Source organism: Acinetobacter sp. CIP 51.11 (assembly GCF_000369665.1).
Classification (GTDB): Bacteria; Pseudomonadota; Gammaproteobacteria; order Pseudomonadales; family Moraxellaceae; genus Acinetobacter; species Acinetobacter lwoffii_S.
Genome location: NZ_KB850129.1, coordinates 1,467,805 through 1,488,475 on the forward strand (window position 1 = coordinate 1,467,805; position 20,671 = coordinate 1,488,475).

General features: G+C 43.5%; 21 protein-coding genes. 17 read left to right on the forward strand and 4 right to left on the reverse strand.

The features are described 5' to 3' along the window. Window positions 1-21 precede the first annotated feature (21 nt). The 5 genes from F894_RS10745 (at window position 22) to ruvB (ending at window position 5,302) form a co-directional block, all read left to right on the forward strand. Window positions 22-1,659, forward strand: a complete 1,638-nt coding sequence (locus F894_RS10745) for a sodium:solute symporter family transporter (protein WP_005247588.1) — start codon at window positions 22-24, stop codon at window positions 1,657-1,659. Between the two features lie 11 nt (window positions 1,660-1,670). After that, window positions 1,671-1,802, forward strand: coding sequence for a putative transporter small subunit (locus F894_RS15200; RefSeq protein ID WP_004645659.1), 132 nt, complete (start codon window positions 1,671-1,673; stop codon window positions 1,800-1,802). 196 nt (window positions 1,803-1,998) lie between these two features. Next, on the forward strand, window positions 1,999-3,339 hold the full coding sequence (locus F894_RS10750; RefSeq protein WP_005103835.1) for a deoxyguanosinetriphosphate triphosphohydrolase: 1,341 nt from the start codon (window positions 1,999-2,001) through the stop codon (window positions 3,337-3,339). 117 nt (window positions 3,340-3,456) lie between these two features. After that, window positions 3,457-4,059, forward strand: coding sequence for a Holliday junction branch migration protein RuvA (ruvA, locus tag F894_RS10755; protein ID WP_004731726.1), 603 nt, complete (start codon window positions 3,457-3,459; stop codon window positions 4,057-4,059). Window positions 4,060-4,294: 235 nt separating this feature from the next. Next, a complete protein-coding gene (gene ruvB / locus F894_RS10760) occupies window positions 4,295-5,302 on the forward strand; it encodes a Holliday junction branch migration DNA helicase RuvB (RefSeq protein WP_005247592.1) in 1,008 nt (335 codons plus the stop codon). A gap of 30 nt (window positions 5,303-5,332) precedes the next feature. Here the strand turns inward: ruvB and F894_RS10765 are convergent, their stop codons facing one another. Together F894_RS10765 and F894_RS10770 are read right to left on the reverse strand one after the other, a co-directional pair. Next, complete coding sequence (locus F894_RS10765; protein ID WP_005247594.1) at window positions 5,333-6,115, reverse strand: BAR domain-containing protein; 783 nt, start codon at window positions 6,113-6,115, stop codon at window positions 5,333-5,335. 136 nt (window positions 6,116-6,251) lie between these two features. Continuing rightward, window positions 6,252-7,481, reverse strand: a complete 1,230-nt coding sequence (locus F894_RS10770; protein WP_005247596.1) for an acetamidase/formamidase family protein — start codon at window positions 7,479-7,481, stop codon at window positions 6,252-6,254. A gap of 369 nt (window positions 7,482-7,850) precedes the next feature. Here F894_RS10770 and F894_RS10775 point away from each other — a divergent pair, with 369 nt between their 5' ends. From F894_RS10775 to pal, 7 genes are all read left to right on the forward strand, one after another. Then, entirely contained in the window at window positions 7,851-9,194 is a 1,344-nt protein-coding gene (locus tag F894_RS10775) for an amidohydrolase (protein ID WP_171065039.1), read from the forward strand. Between the two features lie 267 nt (window positions 9,195-9,461). Continuing rightward, a complete protein-coding gene (gene ybgC / locus F894_RS10780; RefSeq protein ID WP_004645668.1) occupies window positions 9,462-9,869 on the forward strand; it encodes a tol-pal system-associated acyl-CoA thioesterase in 408 nt (135 codons plus the stop codon). Window positions 9,870-9,896: 27 nt separating this feature from the next. Then, window positions 9,897-10,595, forward strand: coding sequence for a protein TolQ (gene tolQ, locus F894_RS10785; RefSeq protein ID WP_004279111.1), 699 nt, complete (start codon window positions 9,897-9,899; stop codon window positions 10,593-10,595). After that, window positions 10,595-11,044, forward strand: a complete 450-nt coding sequence (tolR, locus tag F894_RS10790; RefSeq protein ID WP_004731735.1) for a protein TolR — start codon at window positions 10,595-10,597, stop codon at window positions 11,042-11,044. The genes tolQ and tolR overlap by 1 nt, the downstream gene beginning before the upstream one ends. Before the next feature lie 3 nt (window positions 11,045-11,047). Continuing rightward, window positions 11,048-12,343 (forward strand): cell envelope integrity protein TolA, encoded by a 1,296-nt coding sequence (tolA, locus tag F894_RS10795; RefSeq protein ID WP_005247599.1) that lies wholly within the window; start codon window positions 11,048-11,050, stop codon window positions 12,341-12,343. A gap of 204 nt (window positions 12,344-12,547) precedes the next feature. Then, complete coding sequence (tolB, locus tag F894_RS10800) at window positions 12,548-13,831, forward strand: Tol-Pal system beta propeller repeat protein TolB (protein WP_171065040.1); 1,284 nt, start codon at window positions 12,548-12,550, stop codon at window positions 13,829-13,831. Window positions 13,832-13,885: 54 nt separating this feature from the next. Beyond that, window positions 13,886-14,458, forward strand: a complete 573-nt coding sequence (pal, locus tag F894_RS10805) for a peptidoglycan-associated lipoprotein Pal (protein WP_004279115.1) — start codon at window positions 13,886-13,888, stop codon at window positions 14,456-14,458. A 79-nt stretch (window positions 14,459-14,537) separates the two neighbouring features. Here pal and F894_RS10810 read toward each other — a convergent pair whose 3' ends face one another. Then, window positions 14,538-14,723, reverse strand: a complete 186-nt coding sequence (locus F894_RS10810; protein ID WP_004279116.1) for an NF038105 family protein — start codon at window positions 14,721-14,723, stop codon at window positions 14,538-14,540. A 180-nt stretch (window positions 14,724-14,903) separates the two neighbouring features. Between F894_RS10810 and F894_RS10815 the strand changes: the two genes are divergently transcribed. The 5 genes from F894_RS10815 to F894_RS10835 all read left to right on the forward strand — a co-directional run bounded on the left by F894_RS10815 (window position 14,904) and on the right by F894_RS10835 (window position 18,202). Further along, a complete protein-coding gene (locus F894_RS10815) occupies window positions 14,904-15,878 on the forward strand; it encodes a class 1 fructose-bisphosphatase (RefSeq protein WP_005247604.1) in 975 nt (324 codons plus the stop codon). Between the two features lie 51 nt (window positions 15,879-15,929). Beyond that, on the forward strand, window positions 15,930-16,706 hold the full coding sequence (locus F894_RS10820) for a TrmH family RNA methyltransferase (RefSeq protein WP_004279118.1): 777 nt from the start codon (window positions 15,930-15,932) through the stop codon (window positions 16,704-16,706). A 167-nt stretch (window positions 16,707-16,873) separates the two neighbouring features. Continuing rightward, entirely contained in the window at window positions 16,874-17,488 is a 615-nt protein-coding gene (locus tag F894_RS10825; RefSeq protein WP_004645678.1) for an RNA polymerase sigma factor, read from the forward strand. Next, window positions 17,485-17,802, forward strand: coding sequence for a hypothetical protein (locus F894_RS10830; protein ID WP_005247613.1), 318 nt, complete (start codon window positions 17,485-17,487; stop codon window positions 17,800-17,802). The genes F894_RS10825 and F894_RS10830 overlap by 4 nt, the downstream gene beginning before the upstream one ends. Then, complete coding sequence (locus F894_RS10835; RefSeq protein WP_005247615.1) at window positions 17,792-18,202, forward strand: DUF3106 domain-containing protein; 411 nt, start codon at window positions 17,792-17,794, stop codon at window positions 18,200-18,202. Before F894_RS10830 ends, F894_RS10835 begins: the two co-directional genes overlap by 11 nt. Before the next feature lie 55 nt (window positions 18,203-18,257). On the opposite strand, the gene F894_RS10840 is transcribed toward F894_RS10835, so the two are convergent. After that, window positions 18,258-20,669, reverse strand: a complete 2,412-nt coding sequence (locus F894_RS10840) for a CSLREA domain-containing protein (protein WP_005247617.1) — start codon at window positions 20,667-20,669, stop codon at window positions 18,258-18,260. Between the last annotated feature and the right edge of the window lie 2 nt (window positions 20,670-20,671).

Below are 20,671 nucleotides of genomic sequence, written 5' to 3' on the forward strand. Positions count from 1 at the left end.
TGACCCGCTTAAGGAGTATGTATGTTTCAATTCACTAGTACAGCAACTGTACTATTGATGGTGCTTTTCTATGGCATCACTTTTTTACTATCGTTACGTATTAAACAGAAAAATGAAAATGTTGATGGCTACATGGTCTCGAATGGCTCCATCGGATTTGGAATGTCTGCGGCCAGTATGACCGCCACCTGGATCTGGGCCGCCTCGTTTTATGCAGCAGCTTCATCCGGATATACATACGGCGTTTCCGGTGCCCTACACTATGGTTTGTGGGGTGCGCTGATGATTTTATTTATCTATCCCTTTGGCAAGCGCTTTCGTGAACTGGCGCCTAATGCCCACACCTTGGCAGAAATTATGCATGCCCGGCATGGCAACCAAAGCCAGATGATTCTGGCAGGTTCCAATATTGTGGGCAGCGTGATCAGCCTGATGGTGAACTTTACCGCCGCTGGGGCACTGGTTGAGATTTTATCTCCTTTAAGCTTTATCCATGGCGTGCTGATTACCGGTATCGGTGTGCTGTCCTATACCCTCTGGTCGGGCTTCCGTTCTTCGGTGTTTACCGATTTTGGTCAACTGGTGGCGATGATTGTCGCGGCTGTGATCATTATTCCAACCTTGTTCTTCACCTTAGGTGGACCTTCCCTGTTTCAAAGCGGGATTCATCATCTGCAACCGGAGCAGCTGGATTTTTTCTCTAAAACAGCGTTTCTGGAACAAGGCGCGCCGTTTTTTGTTGCTGTATTGGCCTACGCGATTGGTAATCAGACCATTGCCCAGCGCCTGTTTGCAGTCCGTGAAGACCTGATCAAACCGAGTTTTATCACTGCAACCATTGGTTATGCTGCAATTGTTATTGGTCTAGGCATGCTGGGGTTATTGGCACTATTTGCAGGTATTCAGCCCATTGATGGGAACCTGAATAACCTGATTCCGCAAATGGCAGCGACTTATCTTTCTCCATTTATGGTCGCGCTGTTATTCATCATGGTGATTGGAGCATTGTCTTCTACCGCTGACTCGGATCTGTCTGCCCTGTCTGCGATTGTCATGACGGACATTTATGGCAAACAGATTGCGAAAAACCGTCCTGATCCAAAGAAAATGCTGTTTATTGGCCGTATGACCATGATCGTTGCCACCATGCTGGGGATTGTGATTGCCACCTTGAAGTTTGACATTTTGTCGATGCTGATTTTTGTGGGTGCGCTTTGGGGTTCTATTGTATTCCCGGTGATTGTCAGCCTGTATTGGGACAAGGTGAATGCCCGGGCCTTTAACTGGTCAGTGGGCCTCGCATTTTTCAGCTTTCTGATAGTACGTTTTGAATGGCTTCCGATTCAGGGATTGATCGCACTTGGCTTTGAACTCGTTGCGACCCTGGGGATTGGTGTGGTGCTGGGTTTGATGACCTTTGGTTTCTTCGGCAAGAAAGTGGGTCTGGTCGTTGGCATATTGGCCAGTATTGGCTTCATGCCATGGACCATCGGCTTCTTGCGTGAATACGGCACCTTGTTAAGCTCACTGACAGCGTATGGCAGTAGTGCGCTGGTATGTACTGTGTTGACGCTACTCTACAGCAAAGAAAAATTTGATTTTAAGCAAATCAACAAGATGGTGATTGAATTTCACCAGCTATCTGAGAAAAGTAAATAAGGAGATTTCAGATGACAAGTCAATTATTGACCCTATATGTACTTTTTTGGCCATTGGTGGCAAGCCTGGTCTTGTTCACGATTTGCCTGAATGTCTATAAAGACACACAACAGGCCAAGAAAAATGGTGAAGAGCTAATTTGATTCTTCATCCTAAACAAAAAGCAGGCCATTGAGTCTGCTTTTTTATTGTTCATTTGATGATTTCGATTTTTAATTCTTAGTTTTTTCCAGCTGACTGAAATAACAATATGCAGCAAGACAATTCATGTCGCACTGCCCTAGTCCCCGAACCAGTTTTTTGGCATGATGCAAATAGTGGATCACTGAATAATGATAAATGACTCAAATGCGTTGGTTAGAACTGCTTTCGACAGTTCGGATTGGTAGTAAAAAGCAGAGCACTGAACTGGCACGCAGCCCGTTTCATAAAGATTATGACCGTATTATTTTTTCGCAAAGCTTCCGGCAGTTAAACCGCAAAACCCAAGTCCATCCATTGACCCAGCATGATGGCATTCATACCCGTTTAACCCACTCACTGGAAGTCTCCTGTATTGGCCGTTCACTCGGTATGCTGGCTGCAGAGAAAATCAAAGATAATTTACCTGCCTGGATTTCTCCGGCTGATGTTGGCGCCATCATTCAGGCTGCCTGTCTGGCACATGATATTGGCAACCCGCCTTTTGGTCATGCCGGTGAATACGCCATTCGGGAATGGTTTGACGATGCATCACATACCGACTTTTTAAAAGATTTGAGTCCTGAACAGGAAGCCGATGTACGCCAGTTTGAAGGCAATGCCCAAGGCCTGCGCCTGCTGACCAAGATCGATTATCATCCTTATGATGGCGGCATGCGTCTGACCTATGCCACACTCGGCGCCTATCTTAAATACCCATGGCTCTCTGAGGCCATTGACCCGACCGGCAACACCCCGGCCAGCCGACGTCCTAAATTTGGTTGTTACCAGTCTGAAAAAGAGATTTTGCAGGAAATTGCTGAACAGTTGGGTTTGATTCAGCTCGGTGAATATCATTATTGTCGTCATCCGCTGACCTATCTTTTAGAAGCTGCGGATGATATCTGCTATGCCCTGATTGATCTGGAAGATGGTATTAGCCTGAATATGCTCAGTTATGCCGAAGTCGAGCCAGTTTTCCTGAACTTGCTGGGTGAATATGGCACGCCTGAAGAAATCAATCTGCCTAATACCACCTGGCAACAAAAAATTGCCGCCTTACGTGGCCGGGTCATGAAACGTCTGGTAGATGAAGTCACCACGGCCTTTGCCCGACATCAGCAGGAAATTCTAATGGGCCAACTGCAAGGCTCATTGCTGGGTTATTGCAGTGCCGACATTGAGATTGGCATTAACCGGGCCAAAGAACTGGCGCGAGACAAGATCTTCGAACATCCGCAAAAAGCCGGTCTGGAAATTATCGCGCATCAAAGTTTACAAACGATTCTGGATGCCTTTATTCCACTGACCACGCCGCACAAAACTTTAAGCTTTAAAGAACAGCGTTTAATGGCCATTTTAAAACGTTCGGGTGCGCAGTTTAGTGCTGATCATTATGACAACATTATGCAGGTGCTGGATATTGTCTCCAAGTTTTCTGATCATCAGGCCTATAATCTGGCGCAGGAACTGCATGGCAATAAAGCCGGGTTACTCTAATGCGAACGAACGCTTGATGATAATCTCAGCAAAATCACTGCTTTTAACTGATAGAGTTTTGCCTTTATCGAAAATGCTGACTACTATGCCTGTATTAAATTTGAGTATGTATAAAAAATGATTGGATGTCTGATTGGGGAAGTGCTGGCGCTGGAAGCACCGACTGTTTTATTAAATGTAAACGGCGTAGGTTATGAGATTGACACCCCTTTAACCACTTTCTGTCAGTTGCAAAAAGGCCAGAAAATTACCCTGTGGACCCATCTGGCTGTTCGTGAAGATGCCCAGTTACTTTATGGCTTTATCAATGCGCAGGAAAAAACCATTTTCCGTACCTTATTAAAGGTGAACGGCGTTGGTCCGAAAATGGCGCTTGGTATTCTTTCCACTTTAAGTGTGGAAATGCTGATCCACACCGTTGAACATGAAGATATCAACACTCTGGTCAAAGTTCCGGGGGTGGGTAAAAAGACTGCTGAACGCCTGATGATTGAATTACGTGACCGCTTTAAAGCCATGGCTTCAGGTGCTGCACCAAGCAATTCAACTGCACCACAAATTCAGTTTATGGGTAATTCAGCCGTGGCTGAAGCGGAAGCTGCATTACAGTCCTTGGGCTATAAACCTGCTGAGGCACAAAAACTGGTGAATGCTGCCAAAGGTGAATTTACCGAAGCCAGTGATATCATCCGCGCTGCATTAAAGTCGATGAATAAATAATAGCAATCAGATATTGAATATAAAATTTATGCCAGTATCAGAATCTACCTGGCGACATGGATGTCGCCTGTTAAACTGTGCTATCAGGACGTAGCATCAGTTTAACAAATGGGTTTTGTTACTTTTGCCCAGTCAAAAGTAAGAGCATGCCGACTCAATGGCATAGAAATTCCAAGAGCATTTTGAGGCTATGACTTTATTCACCTCAAATAAACCATAGAGATTAACTCAAAAGATGCAAGACCGTCTCATCAGTGGTTCTGAAAAACCCGAAGATCACTTCGATCGTGCCATCCGCCCGACTTCCCTCGATGACTATATCGGTCAACCCGTGGTTCGTGAGCAGATGGAAATTTTCATTGGCGCAGCCCGTGGCCGTGAAGAGGCCCTCGATCACACCCTGATCTTTGGCCCGCCAGGTCTGGGTAAAACGACATTGGCCAATATTATTGCCCGAGAAATGGGTGGCAACCTGAAATCTACTTCTGGCCCGGTACTAGAACGTGCTGGTGATTTGGCAGCGATGCTAACGAATCTGGAAGAAGGCGATGTCCTGTTTATTGACGAGATTCACCGTCTTTCACCCGTGATTGAAGAAATCCTGTATCCGGCGATGGAAGATTATCAACTCGATATCATGATTGGTGAAGGCCCTGCTGCGCGCTCGATTAAACTGGATTTACCTCCATTTACCTTGGTAGCAGCCACCACACGTGCCGGTCTACTCACCTCTCCGCTGCGTGACCGTTTCGGAATCGTGCAACGTTTAGAGTTTTATTCGGTTGAAGATTTAACCCATATTGTCAAACGTTCAGCCAATTTGATGGATGTACCGATGACTGGAGATGGCGCAAAAGAAATTGCCCGTCGCTCACGAGGTACACCGCGTATTGCTAACCGTTTATTGCGTCGAGTTCGTGATTACGCTCAGGTCAAAGGTACCGGTGAGATCAATCAGGATATGGCCCAACGTGCTTTGGACATGCTCAAAGTCGATAAAGATGGTTTAGATACACTCGACCGCCGTTATTTATCAATGTTGCTTGAGCGTTTTGATGGTGGTCCTGCTGGCGTAGAAGCCTTGGCAGCAGCCATGGCAGAAGATTCTGGTACGTTGGAGGATGTCATTGAGCCTTACCTGATTCAGCAAGGTTATGTAATGCGAACTGCACGTGGTCGTATTGCCACCAATATGGCGTATTTGCAGTTTGGGATGGCACCGCCTGAACCGAAAGATAAGTGATTTAAAAAAGCAGCTTAGGCTGCTTTTTACTTAATTAAAGGATTCATCGGAATGTATAATTTCGGTCATAAAAATAAGCAAATCATTTATTTTCTTTGCTAGATCTTCTGTTTTTTCTTTGGTTTCCGCTTTACTTTCAAGAGTGGATAAAATAGAAAGCACTAGACGATTAATAAGCTCTATTTTTTCACTAAATTGATAGTGATTTTTGCTCTTATTATTTAAAATCAAAAACAAATGTAACGAAATCGCGCCAAGCTTATTAAAATCTTCATCCAATTGCTCATTGAAAGTGTCAAAGAATTTATCATAACTATTTTCTACTAAATATGCCCACGATTCATCTTCAATATTAGACAACTTTATAAGTAGAAATTTTAAAGTCAGTTTCACTGTACTAATATATTCAAAGGAAAGCTTCCTAAATTCAGCTCTGTCTGCCTCTTTTCTTTGAAATGATAATTCAAATTTTTTTTGGCTCTCTTGGCTTTTTATCAACTCTTGATTAGTAGTCAAAGTAATTTTCTCGGAACTTTTAATTTGTTCAATTAAAGAATCAAAGGATTGCTTAGTTAAATCAAAACTTTTCCGTCCATACCAATAAGCTAGCCAAGTCGCTAAACTTCCTAAAATTAAAGCGATAATTACGGATAAAGCGAAAGATGATATTGCTGTTGTATCTGTCGAATGAGTGAGATTAAGTTCCATTTTCTTATTTGGATTTTCGACCATACTTGTAGTTTGTACTAAAGGTTGTTGTGGCACTGTCCACGGAAGCTGAATCATCACTTCATTATTATTCTGCTCTGCCACACCCACCCCTTTTAACTTAAATGAATTTTTATTATCAACATTCTAAACATTTTCAAAGTATCACAAAAGAAAAAGCCAACTGACCATGCCTGAATCAGTTGGCAAAAGCACAAAATAAAAAACTAAATAAAAAAAATTACTTCTCTTCTTTCTTAAACTCCTTAAAATCCGCTTTACGAATCATGGCATGAATACCTTTGGTTCGATCGACCACTTGTGACACTTCAAAGTCAGTCGCAGCACTTAAGTAGGCATAGGCAATTTCTTCAGAAATGCCATATTCATTGACCAGAAAACGGATCGCTTCACGGGTGGATTTACGCATGGCTTCATCTAAGTCTTCATCCAGACCCGGCGTAATCCAGAATTCAGCATTTTCAGCCAGCGGCTGTTTAATCTCTGCACCTGGAATTTTATCCTTGCCAGATTTAAGTAAAGTGAATTTTAAAGTCGCACGTGCCGAACCTTCCAAGGCAGTTAAAGCCACCTCACCATCACCTTGTACAAAGTGACTATCACCTGTATAGAACAAAGCACCTGGCACCTGTACAGGATAATAGGCCGTAGCCCCTGCTCCTAATTCATTGATGTCGATATTCCCGCCATAAAATGATGGTGGTACAGAGTGCACAGGCTCACTGGTATTTGGTGCAACGCCCATCGTGCCCATAAACGGATTCAGCGGGAAACGAATCGCTTTACCAGATTCAGTTTTTAAAACGCCTTCCCATACACCATCCGCATTTTTCTCAATTGGGGTAAAAATGGACACGTTGCCATAAGCATCAGGATTGGCTGGAGATGCATGCTCATGTTTCTGACGTTTCGGAAATTCGGGTAAGGTCCCTTTGCCATGACGGTTTGAAATCACGCCATAAGGCACACGCGGTTCAACTTTTAAAATCTCCACCTTTAGAATATCGCCCGGCATTGCCCCTTCTACATAGACAGGCCCGGTAATAATGTGTGGTCCATCTTTATGAAAATCATGTTTTAATTTGGAATTCGTGATCAGCTTGGCTTCATCCAATACTTGCTCAGGCTTGACACCTTTTGAGGTGAAATATTTCTCTGCATTGCGGCCTTGATCTTCCAGCAGCCCTTCATGCGAAACTGTATCGAAAGTAACTGTGCTACCTGAAGGTACAGTTAAAACAGGTTTTGCATCTTTATTTGGCAGATAACCCCAAGTAATCGTATTTAAGGTACTCGGCACATAATAATGACCTTTATATTCACCACTTTTGAGTAATGTCGGTTTATTTTCCAGCTGTTTCAGTATCTTAAAGTCTTCAGCCCATAGGCTTGTCGAAATAAAACTTAAGCTTGAAGCTACTGCCAGAGATAAAGCCAAAGGTTTTAACATGTGTTCAATTTCCGTCATAAAAAATATTACGAAAGAGTGAATGCAATCTAAGTGCCAAAATAAGTTTAAGAGGTTTAAAAAATCTTCACTTCATTCAGATTATTGATATAGAGGTAATCGTTTTTATCCCTTTTTAGCCTGAAATTTTTATAATTTTCATACCTTATAAATATAAAAAATCAATTTAGATACATATTTTTACAATGTAAAAGAACAAATAAAGCTCTTTGAGAACAGATATTAACACCCAGAATACCTTTAAGGTATCAAAAAATACTTAGAGAGTTTTGGTCGAAATTAGATCAGTATGCCATCCTAAAGAATCACTTTAACCATTTCAAATTCTTAAGGTTCTCCCGAAGTATGAATATGTATAAGCAGATCTCCCTTTGTCTCCCTCTTCTTTTCTGTAGCCAGCTCAGCTTGGCCGACTGGATTGATGATTCTGTACAAGCTGCTGAAGCACACACCATCAAATTACGCCAGCATATCCACCAGCATCCTGAACTGGGCAACATGGAATTCAAAACCTCGGAGCTGGTCCAAAAAGAATTAAAATCCTACGGCATTGAAGTACGTAAAGGCTATGCCAAAACTGGTGTAATCGGTGTATTAAAAGGTGCAAAATTCGGCCCCGTGATGGCCTTACGCGCAGATATGGATGCCTTGCCAATTAAGGAAACTGTACCCATGCCTTTCGCCAGCAAACAAAAAGCCATTTATCAAGGCAAAGAATCTTATGTGATGCATGCCTGTGGACATGATGCACATACTGCGATGTTATTGGGTGCAGCCAAAGTTCTGGCCGCCAATAAAGATAAAATTGCGGGGACAGTGGTGTTTGTATTCCAGCCGGCTGAAGAAGGCGGTGCAGATATTGATAACTTCACTCATGGCGATCAGATTGGCTCACGTAAAATGATTGCCGACGGTGCCTTAAAAAATCCAAAACCTGAAGTGATTTTCGGGATGCATGTCATGGCAGGCATGCCAAGTGGCAATATCTTCTACAAAGATGGTGCGATTTTGAATAGTGCCGATCATTTACGTATTCAGGTGAATGGCAGTCAGGTACATGGCTCCATGCCTTGGGCAGGTAAAGACCCGATTTATGCCTCTGCCCAGATGGTGACCAATTTACAAAGCCTGATCAGCCGTAAAGCCGATTTGACTAAAGGAATGGGCGTGGTCAGTATTGGCAGCATTCAGGGCGGCACCACCGGTAACGTCATTCCAGATCAGGTCAATATGGTTGGCACCATCCGCTCCAATAGTGAAGATGTACGTCAAGGCATTTTAAAAGACTTGCCGAAAATGCTGGAACACAATGCCGCAGCCAATGACGTCAAGGTGAAAGTCGAAATTGCACCTTATGCACCAGTGACCACCAATGATAAAACCTTGACTGAATTGATGCGCCCGACATTAGCGAGCGTGCATGGTGAAGATAAATTGCATGTTTTAGACAACAATGCCAGCGCCAGTGAAGACTTTGCTTACTATGGCCAGCTCATGCCATCGCTCTTCGTGTTTGTTGGTGCCACACCAGCAGATCAGGATCCGGCAAAAGCCGCACCGAACCACAACCCGAATTTCATTGTCGATGATGCGACCTTGAAAACCGGGGTCGAAAGCCATGTCCGTTTTATTCTGGACTATCCAAAAGTGGCCGAGCAGGTTCAGGCCAACTGGAAACAGAAAAATAAAGGCTAATCTTCTATTACTAAAAATGCGCGGCTCCAAGGACTCGCGCATTTTAGTATCTGCTGCTGTTTTATAAATGAGCTGTTAAGCGCTCAGTACTTCATCTTGGCGACTTCTCTCCAGATTTGACACCTTGTGCCATTGGTCTCAAGACTCACAATGCTAAACTTTGAACCGCTAAATTGCTTGACTGTTGGCAGGAATCCGGCAAACTCTAATCCCTTTCCTGCATCTAAAAACAAGCAAAAATTTCGAAAATCTGCATGGAACAAAACTATGGCGAATCACTTTGAATTCAATATCCGCGTTTATATTGAAGATACTGATGCGGGTGGCATTGTCTATCACGCCAATCATATTCGCTATATGGAACGTACCCGTACCGAATGGTTACGTGCCGCTGGAGTGAGCCATTACTGGCATCAGACAGACTACAATTTTGTGGTGCATAAAATTAATGTCAAATATATGCGTCCGATCCTGATGGATGATTTAATTACTGTTACGGCACGTGTCATTTCATGTAAAGCTTCATCATTTGTATTGCAACAAAATATTTATCGTGGTGAAATCATGCTTGCATCAGGTGAGGTTGAGTTGGCATGTATCAGTGCAGAGATGCGACCACGTCGACTCCCGGATGAAATCCGCGAACTAATTCAAAAAGAATTGGAACAAGACTAAAAAAATTTATTGGCACACGTAACAACTATGGCGACTCAGTTAGAATCATCTCTTCAAGTTTCAGATCTTATTTTACAAGCAAGCCCTGTCGTACAACTGGTGATGCTTTCTCTCCTGTTAGCCTCAATATATAGCTGGTATCTGATTGCCAGGCTCTATATGAGTTATAAAAAAGCCCAGGCCGATGATGAACATTTCCAGAAAATCTTCTGGTCTGGCGCTGAGCTGAATACCCTGTATAACAATGCACAACTCAACTCCAAACGCACTGGTCTTGAAGATATTTTCTATCAGGGTCTGGGCGAGTTCCTGAAACTGAAAAAACGCCATGCGCCGACTGCCCAGTCGATTGAAGGAACAGAACGTATTCTGCGTGTCGGTTTAAGCCGTGACCAAGGTCATCTGGAACAAGGTCTGGGTGCATTAGCAAGTATTGGCTCGGTTGCGCCTTATGTCGGTCTGTTCGGTACAGTCTGGGGCATCATGAACGCCTTTATTGGCCTGGCAGATGTTGATCAGGTGACACTGGCGACGGTCGCACCCGGTATTGCAGAAGCACTAATTGCAACAGCGATCGGTCTGTTTGCAGCTATTCCAGCAGTATTGGCCTTTAACCACTTCACGGCCAAAGGTGAAACGGTCTACTCTGATCGCGCCCTGTTTGCCGAAGAAATGGTGGCACTGCTACAACGTCAGTCCGTGGGCATAACTCAGGACAAAGACTAATGGCGATTCAAGGTTCAGGACGCTTTCAGCGTATTAAAAAGCCACTGAAAAGTGACATGAATGTCGTACCTTATATTGATGTGATGCTGGTGCTTCTGGTGATCTTTATGGTCACCGCTCCGATGATTACCAGTGGCATCAAGGTTGACTTGCCTCAGGCCAACGGATTACCGATCGAATCCAAGGATGCCCCGACCATTGTCACACTGAAAGAAGATGGTTCATATTATCTAGAATATAAAAATCAGGCGACTGGTCCGGTCACACTGGAAGAATTGACGCGTACTCTGGTTGATGCCCAAACCCAGGCACAAAATGAAAACAAGGTGCTCAATGTCGTGATCAATGGCCATAATACCCGTCCATATGGCGATGTCATGGCCTTGATGTCCAGCCTGCAGGATGCTGGCCTTTCTCAAGTCGGTTTACTGACCAAACCCCTAGAATAAAGTATGAAAAATTATCAGAAACCGCCCTTTCAAAAAAAAGCAATTGCGATTGGATTTACGCTCGGCATCCATGCAGTGGCTTTGGTGGGCTTACTTTATCTGGGCATGAGTAAACCCCCTGAACCGCCAAAACAGATCAAAACCGTTCTGATCAAGCCAGAAGACCTTAAACCGGTGACTCGCGAAGAAACCGAATTTGAGGAAACTGCACATGAAAACGTCGCAGAAGAAATTACCCAAACTGCTGAACCCAGTATAGAACCGGCTCCTGTCATTCCAACTGCTGCCCCTGCTGTACCTGTGACTCCACCTCCGCCAAAAGTCGATACACAAAAAGCGCAGCAGGAGCTAAAAGCGGCAGAGGCAGCACAAGCCAAGGCTGCGCAGCAAGCAGCGGAAGCAGCAAAACGTGCCCAAGCCGCTGAACAGGCCAAACAGGCAGCAGCCAAAGCTAAAGCCGATGCAGCGCAAAAATCCAAGGCGGAAGCCGAAGCTGCACGCCAAGCTGAACTGAATGCACAACGCAAAGCCGATGCTGCTCAAAAAGCCAAACTGGAAGCACAGAAAAAAGCTGACTTAGCTGCCAAGCAAAAAGCGGATGCTGCAACAAAAGCCAAAGCAGAGGCTGATGCCAAACGTAAGGCTGAAGCTGCTGCTAAAGCAAAGGCAGATGCGGCAGCAAAAGCCAATAATGATGCAGCGGCGAAACGTAAAGCAGATGCGGATGCGAAAGCTAAAGCGGATGCTGCAACAAAAGCCAAAGCAGACGCGGCAGCTAAGGCTAAAAATGATGCAGCGGCAAAACGCAAAGCGGACACTGATGCGAAAGCCAAAGCGGATGCAGCTGCTAAAGCAAAAGCCGACGCTGATGCCAAACGCAAGGCAGATGCCGACGCTAAGGCAAAAGCGGATGCAGACGCCAAGCGCAAAGCAGATGCCGAAGCAAAAGCCAGAGCTGATGCAGAGGCCAAAGCTTCAGCCGCTAAACAGGCTGCTGAAGAAGCTGCACAGAAAAAAGCGGAATCAAAACGGATTGCATCCACTGCGAAGCGCGATTTTGAAAATAAGATCAAACGCGCCTGGGATACACCAGTCGGATCATCAGGCCAGCGTGCGACTGCACGTGTAACCCTGAATGATAATGGCGGTGTGGTCTCGGTCATTGTGAATTCAAGTGATTCAGACATGAAAGCCAGTGTAGAAGCTGCAGTCCGTGCTGCTGCACCTTATCCAATGCCTTCCGATCCAGATGCACGCCGTGAAGCACGAAGCTTTACCTCAACCTTTACTGCACAATAAAAACGGAGCCATCACATAAATAATGTTGTGATGGCTTTTATTTTTTAAGCTAAACTTCACTTCAAATTGATTGAATAATATTCACTTTTCACAGTGTCATAACAGTTTGGTAATAAATTCATGGTTTTATTCTATTAAATCCATGCGATGATGTAGCCCAAGCACCTATACAATAAATCCGTTGATTTGAGTAAATAACGAATGATGGAAAAGACTCACAAACATCTACTCTGCCTCGCAATCATTAGCGCTTTAAGCCCTGTATTGGCAACCCAGTCCTATGCCCAATTGCATCTGGAAATTACCAAGGCACCTGAAGCAGCACCTAAAATTGCCGTTGTACCTTTCAGCCAGGATCAGAGCATTTATCCTATTGTGGAAAATGACCTGAATCGTTCTGGCCGCTTTACCAGTGCTTCAAAAAACCTGCCTGCAACAGCGACATTGAATAATCCGAATGCAGAAGCTTGGGCATCAGCTGGTGTTCCCTATGTGGTCACCGGCTCATCCAAGACCACAGCCGATGGTTCTTTTGAAATCCAGTATCAGCTTTATGATGTCGAAAAAAAACAATATCTATTAAATGAATTGCTGACTGTTCCAGCCTCACGCACCCGTCAGGCAGCGCATATGATCAGTGATGCCATCTATCAGGCATTGACCGGCATTCCAGGTGACTTTAGCGGACGTATTGCCTATGTGCTGCGTAATCCTGCTACGCCGGAACAGCGCTATACCTTGCAGATTGCCGATACCGATGGTGAACAGCCAAAGACCATTTTGACCTCACGTGATCCAATCCTTTCTCCAGCATGGACACCAGATGCCAAAAAAATCGCTTATGTGTCCTTTGAAACCAAACGCCCGGCGATTTATGTACAGGATCTGGCAACAGGTCAACGTGAAAAACTAGCCAGCTTCCGCGGTTTGAATGGCGCGCCGAGCTTCTCTCCAGATGGCAAGAGCATGCTGTTTACTGCTTCTATGCACGGCAATCCGGAAATCTACCAGATGAATCTGGAAACGCGTCAGCTACAACGTATGACCAATGACAGTGCCATTGATACTGAAGCACGTTATTCGCCAGATGGAAAATCTTTTATTTTCACTTCTGACCGTGGTGGTTCTCCACAAATTTACCGCCATGATCTTGAGTCAAGTAGCAATAAACGCCTGACCTTCCGTGGTGCATTCAACGCGCGCGGCACGCTGAGCGCAGATGGTAAAAAACTTGCATTAGTTCATCGTCCAAGCGGCAGTAACTATCGAGTTGCGGTTCAGGACATGACCTCTGGTGTGAACAACATTTTGACACCAACAACGCTGGACGAATCGCCAAGCTTCTCGCCAAATGGCCAGATGGTGGTCTATGCCACCCGTGAAGGTGCACGCGGACTCTTGTCGATCATGTCGCTGGATGGCCGCTTCCGTATGAATTTGCCAAGTGAAACGGGCGAAGTCCGTGAACCGGCTTGGGCACCAAAATAAGATTTTTATATTGATAAACCCTTTACCCCATAATCAAACTTCATGGAGATGAAGATGAACAAAGTAAAATTATTTGCCTTGCCACTTTTAGCAGCAGCTGTTGTCATGACAGGTTGTGCGAGCCGTAAGCCTGCCGCTGAAGTTCAAACGGGCGGTTTAGATACGACCGGTACAACAACTGTGAATACTCAAGGCTTGAGTGAAGATGCAGCACTGAATGCACAAAACATGGCAGGCGCTTCTGCAAAAGGCGTTACTGCAGAAAATAAAGCATTCTTGGCAAAACGCGTGGTGCATTTTGACTATGACAGTACTGAACTCAGCAATGAAGATCTAAATACGTTGCAAGCCCATGCGCAGTTCCTGATGGCCAATGCCAATTCACGTGTAGCACTCACTGGCCATACCGATGAACGCGGTACCCGTGAATACAACATGGCACTTGGCGAGCGTCGTGCCAAAGCAGTAGAAAGCTTCCTGGTAACGACTGGTGTTAATCCTGGTCAACTAGAAGCAGTTAGCTATGGCAAGGAAATGCCAATCAATGCGGGCCATGACGAAAATGCCTGGAAAGAAAACCGCCGTGTAGAAATTAATTATGAAGCGGTACCACCATTGTTGAAATAATTTTCATTCATGATGGTTTCATCAAATAAAAAGCACTCAATCATGAGTGCTTTTTATTTGCTTCAATGAAAGAATCGGTCTACTTTGCAAGCTGATCCTGTTCAGCCGGATGCATCGATTCGATCAGGTCATGTTTATTGAATTGTTTGTACTCTGGTTTTGCTTCATAATCCCGCCAGGCTTCTTTCATCTTGTCTTCAGAGATATCATCTAAAGTAATGCCTTCGCTTGGTGTTGGAGTCGCATCAAACTTCAATGTTGTCATATCTGTGCTCCTATTCTCAATTTTCCTTTGTCTTCAACATAGCACTTTCCGCAGGAGTTGCAAGGGCAAAATCGATACAAATAATCCAGTTTAATTTTTCTTTTAGTACGTTCTCATCTAAAATATAGCAGCATATCGTTTTGATCATTTTTTCCCGATTTAAGTTTTGGAGTTTCCCCTATGTCATACCGCACTTTATCCCAGTTTTTACAACAACAAAGCGGGAATCTCACACCTGAACTTGCACAAGTTATTGAAACGATTGTAAACACTTGCAAAGACATTGATCAATTACTGCAAAAAGGTGCTTTAGCGGGTGTATTGGGAAGTGCACAGCATGAAAACGTTCAAGGCGAAGAGCAAAAGAAGCTGGATGTCATTTCTAATGACTATTTGATTGATGCCTTGCAGCAACATCCAAATGTGGGTGGTTTGGCCTCAGAAGAACTGGATGAATTCACCCCTGCACAAGAAAATGGTCAATTTCTGGTATTGTTCGATCCATTAGACGGTTCAAGCAATATCGACATCAATATGTGTGTTGGTACCATTTTTTCGATTCTTCCTGCAAAAAATGCCGTGACTCAGGCAGAAGACTTTATGCAAGCCGGTGTTCATCAGGTAGCTGCAGGTTATGTGCTTTATGGTCCATCGACCATGTTGGCATTGACCGTCGGCGCAGGCGTAGTGTTCTTTACCTATGACCCTGAGACTCAAGAATTCCTACTGACTTCTGAAGCAATTCAGGTAGCTGCAGATACTAAAGAATATGCGATCAATGCGTCGAATCAACGTCATTGGGAAGCACCAGTACAGCGTTATATCGATGAATTGTTAGCAGGCAAAACCGGTCCTCGTGAAAAAGACTTCAATATGCGTTGGGTTGCCTGTATGGTGGGCGACATTCACCGTATTCTTTGCCGTAGCGGTATCTTCATGTATCCATACGACCTTAAAGATCCGGCTAAAGCAGGCCGTCTACGTTTAATGTACGAAGCCAACCCAATGAGCATGCTCATGGAACAGGCTGGCGGTGCATCGACTACAGGTCGTGTCCGCATTCTTGAGATCGAACCGACAGATCTACATCAACGTGTGCCAGTGATCATTGGTTCTAAAAACGAAGTTGATCTTGTGACCAGCTACCACAACTAATTTTTATAGCGGTAGCCGATATTGAATCGGCTGCAGTGGATTATATCTCCCATGCCAACTTTTTTTCTTGATTCAAAAGACAATCCAAAAATTAAACACTTACGTGGTTTAATCGAACAAAATACCTATCGTAAAAAACAAGGTCAAACGGTTTTAGAAGGCACGCATCTGTCTCTCGCCTGGTTACATGAAAACCGTAAAATTGATTCTATTTTCACCACTGAACATGCACTTTCACATCCTGATTTCGAGAAAATTCTCGCAAAATACACAGGTATGGTCTTTGTTCTAAGCGAGTCTTTATACAAAGATTTAAGCACCTTAGGAACATCTTTAGCCTGTTTAGCTGTAGTGACTCTACCGACAGCAAATTATGCATTGGATTTTAAAGCAGACACTTTGATTCTGGAAAATGTACAGGATCCGGGTAATGTAGGCACCCTGCTTCGCTCTGCTGCTGCTGCCGGTATTGAACAGATTGTGTGTACCAAAGGGTCTGCCTCGCTCTGGTCTCCACGAGTATTACGTGCCGGTATGGGTGCACATTTCACATTGCAAACCTTTGAAAATATCGCGCTTGAACAAATTCTTGAGCAATTTCAAATCCCTGTCTATGTAACCAGCTCACACCGTGCTGAAAGCCTGTATTCAAAAGACTTACGTAAACCTTGCGTGTGGATTCTGGGTAATGAAGGCCAAGGCGTGTCTGATTATGCGATGCAACATGCTGAAGCCGTGAGCATTCCGCAACCCGGTGGTCAGGAATCACTGAATGTCGCAATTGCGGGTTCGATCTGTTTCTTTGAAATGGTACGTCAACGTATCTAATTAGGGATTTAGGTTACAGTGTTTTAATACGACCCTGCCCATGTATAAAATAGATTAAACTACAAAAATAATAAACTTAATTGTCAACCAAACCAGGATTCCCAACGTTATATGATTATGAACTTGGGAATAATGGTGGGTGTCCAATGACAGGATTTTCCATCTCTATGGATTTAGCACCAAAACAGTTGCAAACACATGATGTAAGTATTCTGAAGAGTACGGCTGAAGCACGTCTGAAGAATTTCATGCAGGATGTGACTGGGCGTGCCTTGGTGATGATGGAAAGTGCGACTCAAGGTCATCATGGTATTGCCATGGATCTGGTTCAGGAAGCTTTCATTTCCTTACACAAATCCTATGCAGAAAAAAGTACTGAAGAATGGTATCCCCTATTTTATACCATTCTCAACAACAAGTTACAGGACTGGCGTCGTAAAGAGTCACGGCGTGGTCAAATGTTTTCATTTTTCAAGAAAGTCAGTCTCGATGACGACGAAATTGAATTTGATGATGTCGTCGATGAATCAACACCAACGCCGCTGGACTTTCTCGATCAGGCAGTCACTGCTGAAGAAATCCAGGAAGCGATTGCAAAATTGCCTGTGCGTCAGCAGCAGGCATTTATGCTAAGAGCTTGGGAAGGATTTGATACGCATACCACCGCACAGATTATGAACTGCACAGAAGGCAGTGTAAAAACCCATTACCACCGTGCTATCCAAGGCTTACGCGCCTCTTTAGCACATTTAAATCCATATCTGGGAGGGTCATCCGAATGAATCAAGATGATTTCTTAAAACAAGCAACTTCCAAACTTGATGGACTGGCACAACAACATAAAGACAAACCTGTTGTCATGCACCATGTTCTTGAAGAAATTCAGGATTCAAAACATTCACGCTTTGCATTTCTAAAAATGTCAGGTTTTGCTTTGGCAGCTGCGATTGCAGGCATTGTGGTATTACCGAATCTTTCGGACCATAACGAGCCGCAAACTCAAATGGTGTCAGTCCCAAAACTGTCTCCGCAAATGCTTGAAGATTTAGAAATGTTAATGGTTTTAGGTGAGGACAAAGTTCCAAATGGCGGCTAAAAAATTGGCGATTGCTTTTTGTGCATTCAGTTTTCTGCAAACCAGCTTTGCAGGATTTGAACGTTTTTGGCTATTTTCCAAGGATGCGAATACCCAAGTAACTGATACTTGGGATAGTCTTTCTGATTCTGAACAATTGGCACTGATTAAACGTTATCAATCTTTAAAAGAAATCCCCGAACAAGAACGTGTCAGCTTGCAGCAGCGTATGGACTGGTTTACCCAACTCCCTGATGCGGAAAAGCAGAGAATGCGTGAAACATGGCAAATGATGAGCAGTCAGGAACGTAAAGAACTGGGCGCACGTATGCAAAAAGCGTCTCCTGAGCAACGCCTCGCCATTCGTGAAGAATATATTCTCAAATATCAGCAAGTGACTCAGCAGCCTAACTCGCATTAAAAACTTAATATAAAAAAGCCTCCATATGGAGGCTTTTTGATGTTTCAATCATATTTTATTTTCTTAAGCGTCGATAACCTGCAAGCCCTAATAATCCTAGTAGCCCCCACATTCCAATTGCCCCACCACCACTTGAGGACGTATTCGTATTTTTAACTGTATTACGTAACAAGATTGTCGCTTTTTCTGACATTTTTTCATCAGCATCAAAAATCGCATAATCCATGCTGTAATTTGCCTGGCTTAAATTATTTTTTACACTAAATGTCAGCTGTCCACCATAACAGGTCTGATTTTGGTAGGTATCAGGACAGGCTCCTTGTCGCTCTGCCTTCAGTGAAACTCCCGCAGGCAGCTTAACAATATGAATCGGGATCTCTTTTCCATCTTTATCTTGATAAAAAGCCGACTTTCCTGATGGTAGAGGCCCATCCCCATCATCACTATCATTTTCAAGCGGATTTACCATCACTGTAAGATTATTCTCTGGACTAAGCCGATATTCATCATCTTTTGCAATTGGTGCAATGTTGTTAAAAGCTGCTCTTAAGAGGCCAGCACTGCTTACACCTGTAGCCTGGTCTTTAAGTGTATAACTACAGAACTCCATATCAACCGAACTGGTCTGCTTACCATCAGTGCGATACATCATGATCCGGTTTAAATCAGGTTTCCACTCACATTTAAGATTTGGATCATTGGGATTTCCTTCCACAGTGGTCGAATTACCAGTACCAATTAACTTACCAACACCTAAAGTTTTTACACTGACCTCATAATTTTCTGAATTTAAGGCTTTAATTTGAATCTTATCATTGGTTAGAGTTTCTTGAGGCATAGCCAAGATAAAAGGATTAATATAGATTGCACGATATTTCTGATATTGCTTGGTATATTTAAGCAAATCCTGATAACTTTTCAATTCTTCCTTTAAACCAGGAAGCTCATTTTCTGGAGTATTTTTATCAGCAATGATTTCTTCGAGATCATCTATATTCTCCTGATAAAAGTCATTGAGTTCTACCAAACTCTTATTTTGCAAGTCCGTAATATCGGCTGCAGTCAAACGTCGGATTTCAACTGAGCCGATCTCGCAAGTATTTTTTGCACTTGGATCAAATGTTAATGTGGATCCAATCACACGATCAATACCACGCTGGTCTTGTTCAATACAGCCACTCACTCCGATATCTACCAAATCCGTTGCGGTCTGATTATCACGCGGGTAATATAGCCCTAAATAGCGATTATCAATAGCAGGCTCAATATAATTTGTTAATAAACTGCTGATTATATTGTTAGAGACATCAAGATTATTTGAAGTAGTATCTTCGTCTAATTCTGGCAATACGCAACGTGATGGCCCAGTCGTTTGAATTGCATTTCGAATTGTAGAAAATTCAACACGTTGTGCCTTGGTCGGATTCCCCTGATTTAAGGCATATTCACAAGACAGGCCTTGGTTAAAGGCTAAAACATTGAAATTAAAATATCTAAAACCGGTATTGTCATAAAATAAAGTAGATTGGGCTGTATTTTCAACAATAGTATTACTTAATGCAGTTAAACTGGAGAATTTACTGAGGGGACGATTAACTTCATTCGTCATACGCACAATATGTCCTGTGGTACTTGCAGTATTCTTCGCAATAGTAGAGTTAACAATTTCTACTGTGGCATAGCCACAAAAATCAATAATACTGTTAGTAGTGTCTGAACCGTTTTTAACAATACTACTGGAATTAATTTTCACATTGGTTTGAGTTGTCCCTAAATTTCCCTGACAGTCCATCGCCAAAACACTACCATATGAACTCGCCTGATTTTTTTGAATCAAAGAATCCTGAATGACAATATTCCTTTCCGTATTCATTGCTACACTATAAATCGCCCCACCTTCTGCAGCTGCTCGGGAATTTACTATTTCACTGGTATTAATACTTAAAGGCCCAGCTACATAAAAAGTACCGCCATTACCTTTATCCAAGGTATTTATTGCTGCATAACCATCCTTTAAGATCAGATGATGAATTTCCAGACTGGATTGGCTGGCCATACTATTAAATAATCTGGTTTTCCCCTGGCCTGAAATAGTACTTTTTAAAGCCTCCCGGGTTGGATATAACAGCGTAATCGGACTACGACTAGCATAGTTAAGCGGAGTTTTCCCATAAATTTTGAGCGCTGACTCTACGATCAGCTCTTTATCTAATTTGTACTCGCCTGCTTCAAGCTGAATCACATCTGCAGCTGAACCATCCAATCGAAGCGTACGTCCTACATTACATCCGCCATAAGATTTATCCAGTTTTGCAGTTTTAATGGCTTCTCGCAAAGAACAGGCATTATTATTCTCGCCATCTTCATCAGCAAAAGTAGTTACATATATCGTTTTATCTTCGGCTGCCATCAAACTCATGGCAGATAAAATCATGGCCGCAAGCAGTCCTTTTTTATAATTTTTCATGA

Coding starts and splice junctions, on each gene's coding strand:
- F894_RS10745 (WP_005247588.1), top strand. CDS start 22: ATGTTTCAATTCACTAGTACAGCAACTGTACTATTGATGGTGCTTTTC.
- F894_RS15200 (WP_004645659.1), top strand. CDS start 1,671: ATGACAAGTCAATTATTGACCCTATATGTACTTTTTTGGCCATTGGTG.
- F894_RS10750 (WP_005103835.1), top strand. CDS start 1,999: ATGACTCAAATGCGTTGGTTAGAACTGCTTTCGACAGTTCGGATTGGT.
- ruvA (WP_004731726.1), top strand. CDS start 3,457: ATGATTGGATGTCTGATTGGGGAAGTGCTGGCGCTGGAAGCACCGACT.
- ruvB (WP_005247592.1), top strand. CDS start 4,295: ATGCAAGACCGTCTCATCAGTGGTTCTGAAAAACCCGAAGATCACTTC.
- F894_RS10770 (WP_005247596.1), bottom strand. CDS start 7,481: ATGTTAAAACCTTTGGCTTTATCTCTGGCAGTAGCTTCAAGCTTAAGT.
- F894_RS10775 (WP_171065039.1), top strand. CDS start 7,851: ATGTATAAGCAGATCTCCCTTTGTCTCCCTCTTCTTTTCTGTAGCCAG.
- ybgC (WP_004645668.1), top strand. CDS start 9,462: ATGGCGAATCACTTTGAATTCAATATCCGCGTTTATATTGAAGATACT.
- tolQ (WP_004279111.1), top strand. CDS start 9,897: ATGGCGACTCAGTTAGAATCATCTCTTCAAGTTTCAGATCTTATTTTA.
- tolR (WP_004731735.1), top strand. CDS start 10,595: ATGGCGATTCAAGGTTCAGGACGCTTTCAGCGTATTAAAAAGCCACTG.
- tolA (WP_005247599.1), top strand. CDS start 11,048: ATGAAAAATTATCAGAAACCGCCCTTTCAAAAAAAAGCAATTGCGATT.
- tolB (WP_171065040.1), top strand. CDS start 12,548: ATGGAAAAGACTCACAAACATCTACTCTGCCTCGCAATCATTAGCGCT.
- pal (WP_004279115.1), top strand. CDS start 13,886: ATGAACAAAGTAAAATTATTTGCCTTGCCACTTTTAGCAGCAGCTGTT.
- F894_RS10810 (WP_004279116.1), bottom strand. CDS start 14,723: ATGACAACATTGAAGTTTGATGCGACTCCAACACCAAGCGAAGGCATT.
- F894_RS10815 (WP_005247604.1), top strand. CDS start 14,904: ATGTCATACCGCACTTTATCCCAGTTTTTACAACAACAAAGCGGGAAT.
- F894_RS10820 (WP_004279118.1), top strand. CDS start 15,930: ATGCCAACTTTTTTTCTTGATTCAAAAGACAATCCAAAAATTAAACAC.
- F894_RS10825 (WP_004645678.1), top strand. CDS start 16,874: ATGGATTTAGCACCAAAACAGTTGCAAACACATGATGTAAGTATTCTG.
- F894_RS10830 (WP_005247613.1), top strand. CDS start 17,485: ATGAATCAAGATGATTTCTTAAAACAAGCAACTTCCAAACTTGATGGA.
- F894_RS10835 (WP_005247615.1), top strand. CDS start 17,792: ATGGCGGCTAAAAAATTGGCGATTGCTTTTTGTGCATTCAGTTTTCTG.
- F894_RS10840 (WP_005247617.1), bottom strand. CDS start 20,669: ATGAAAAATTATAAAAAAGGACTGCTTGCGGCCATGATTTTATCTGCC.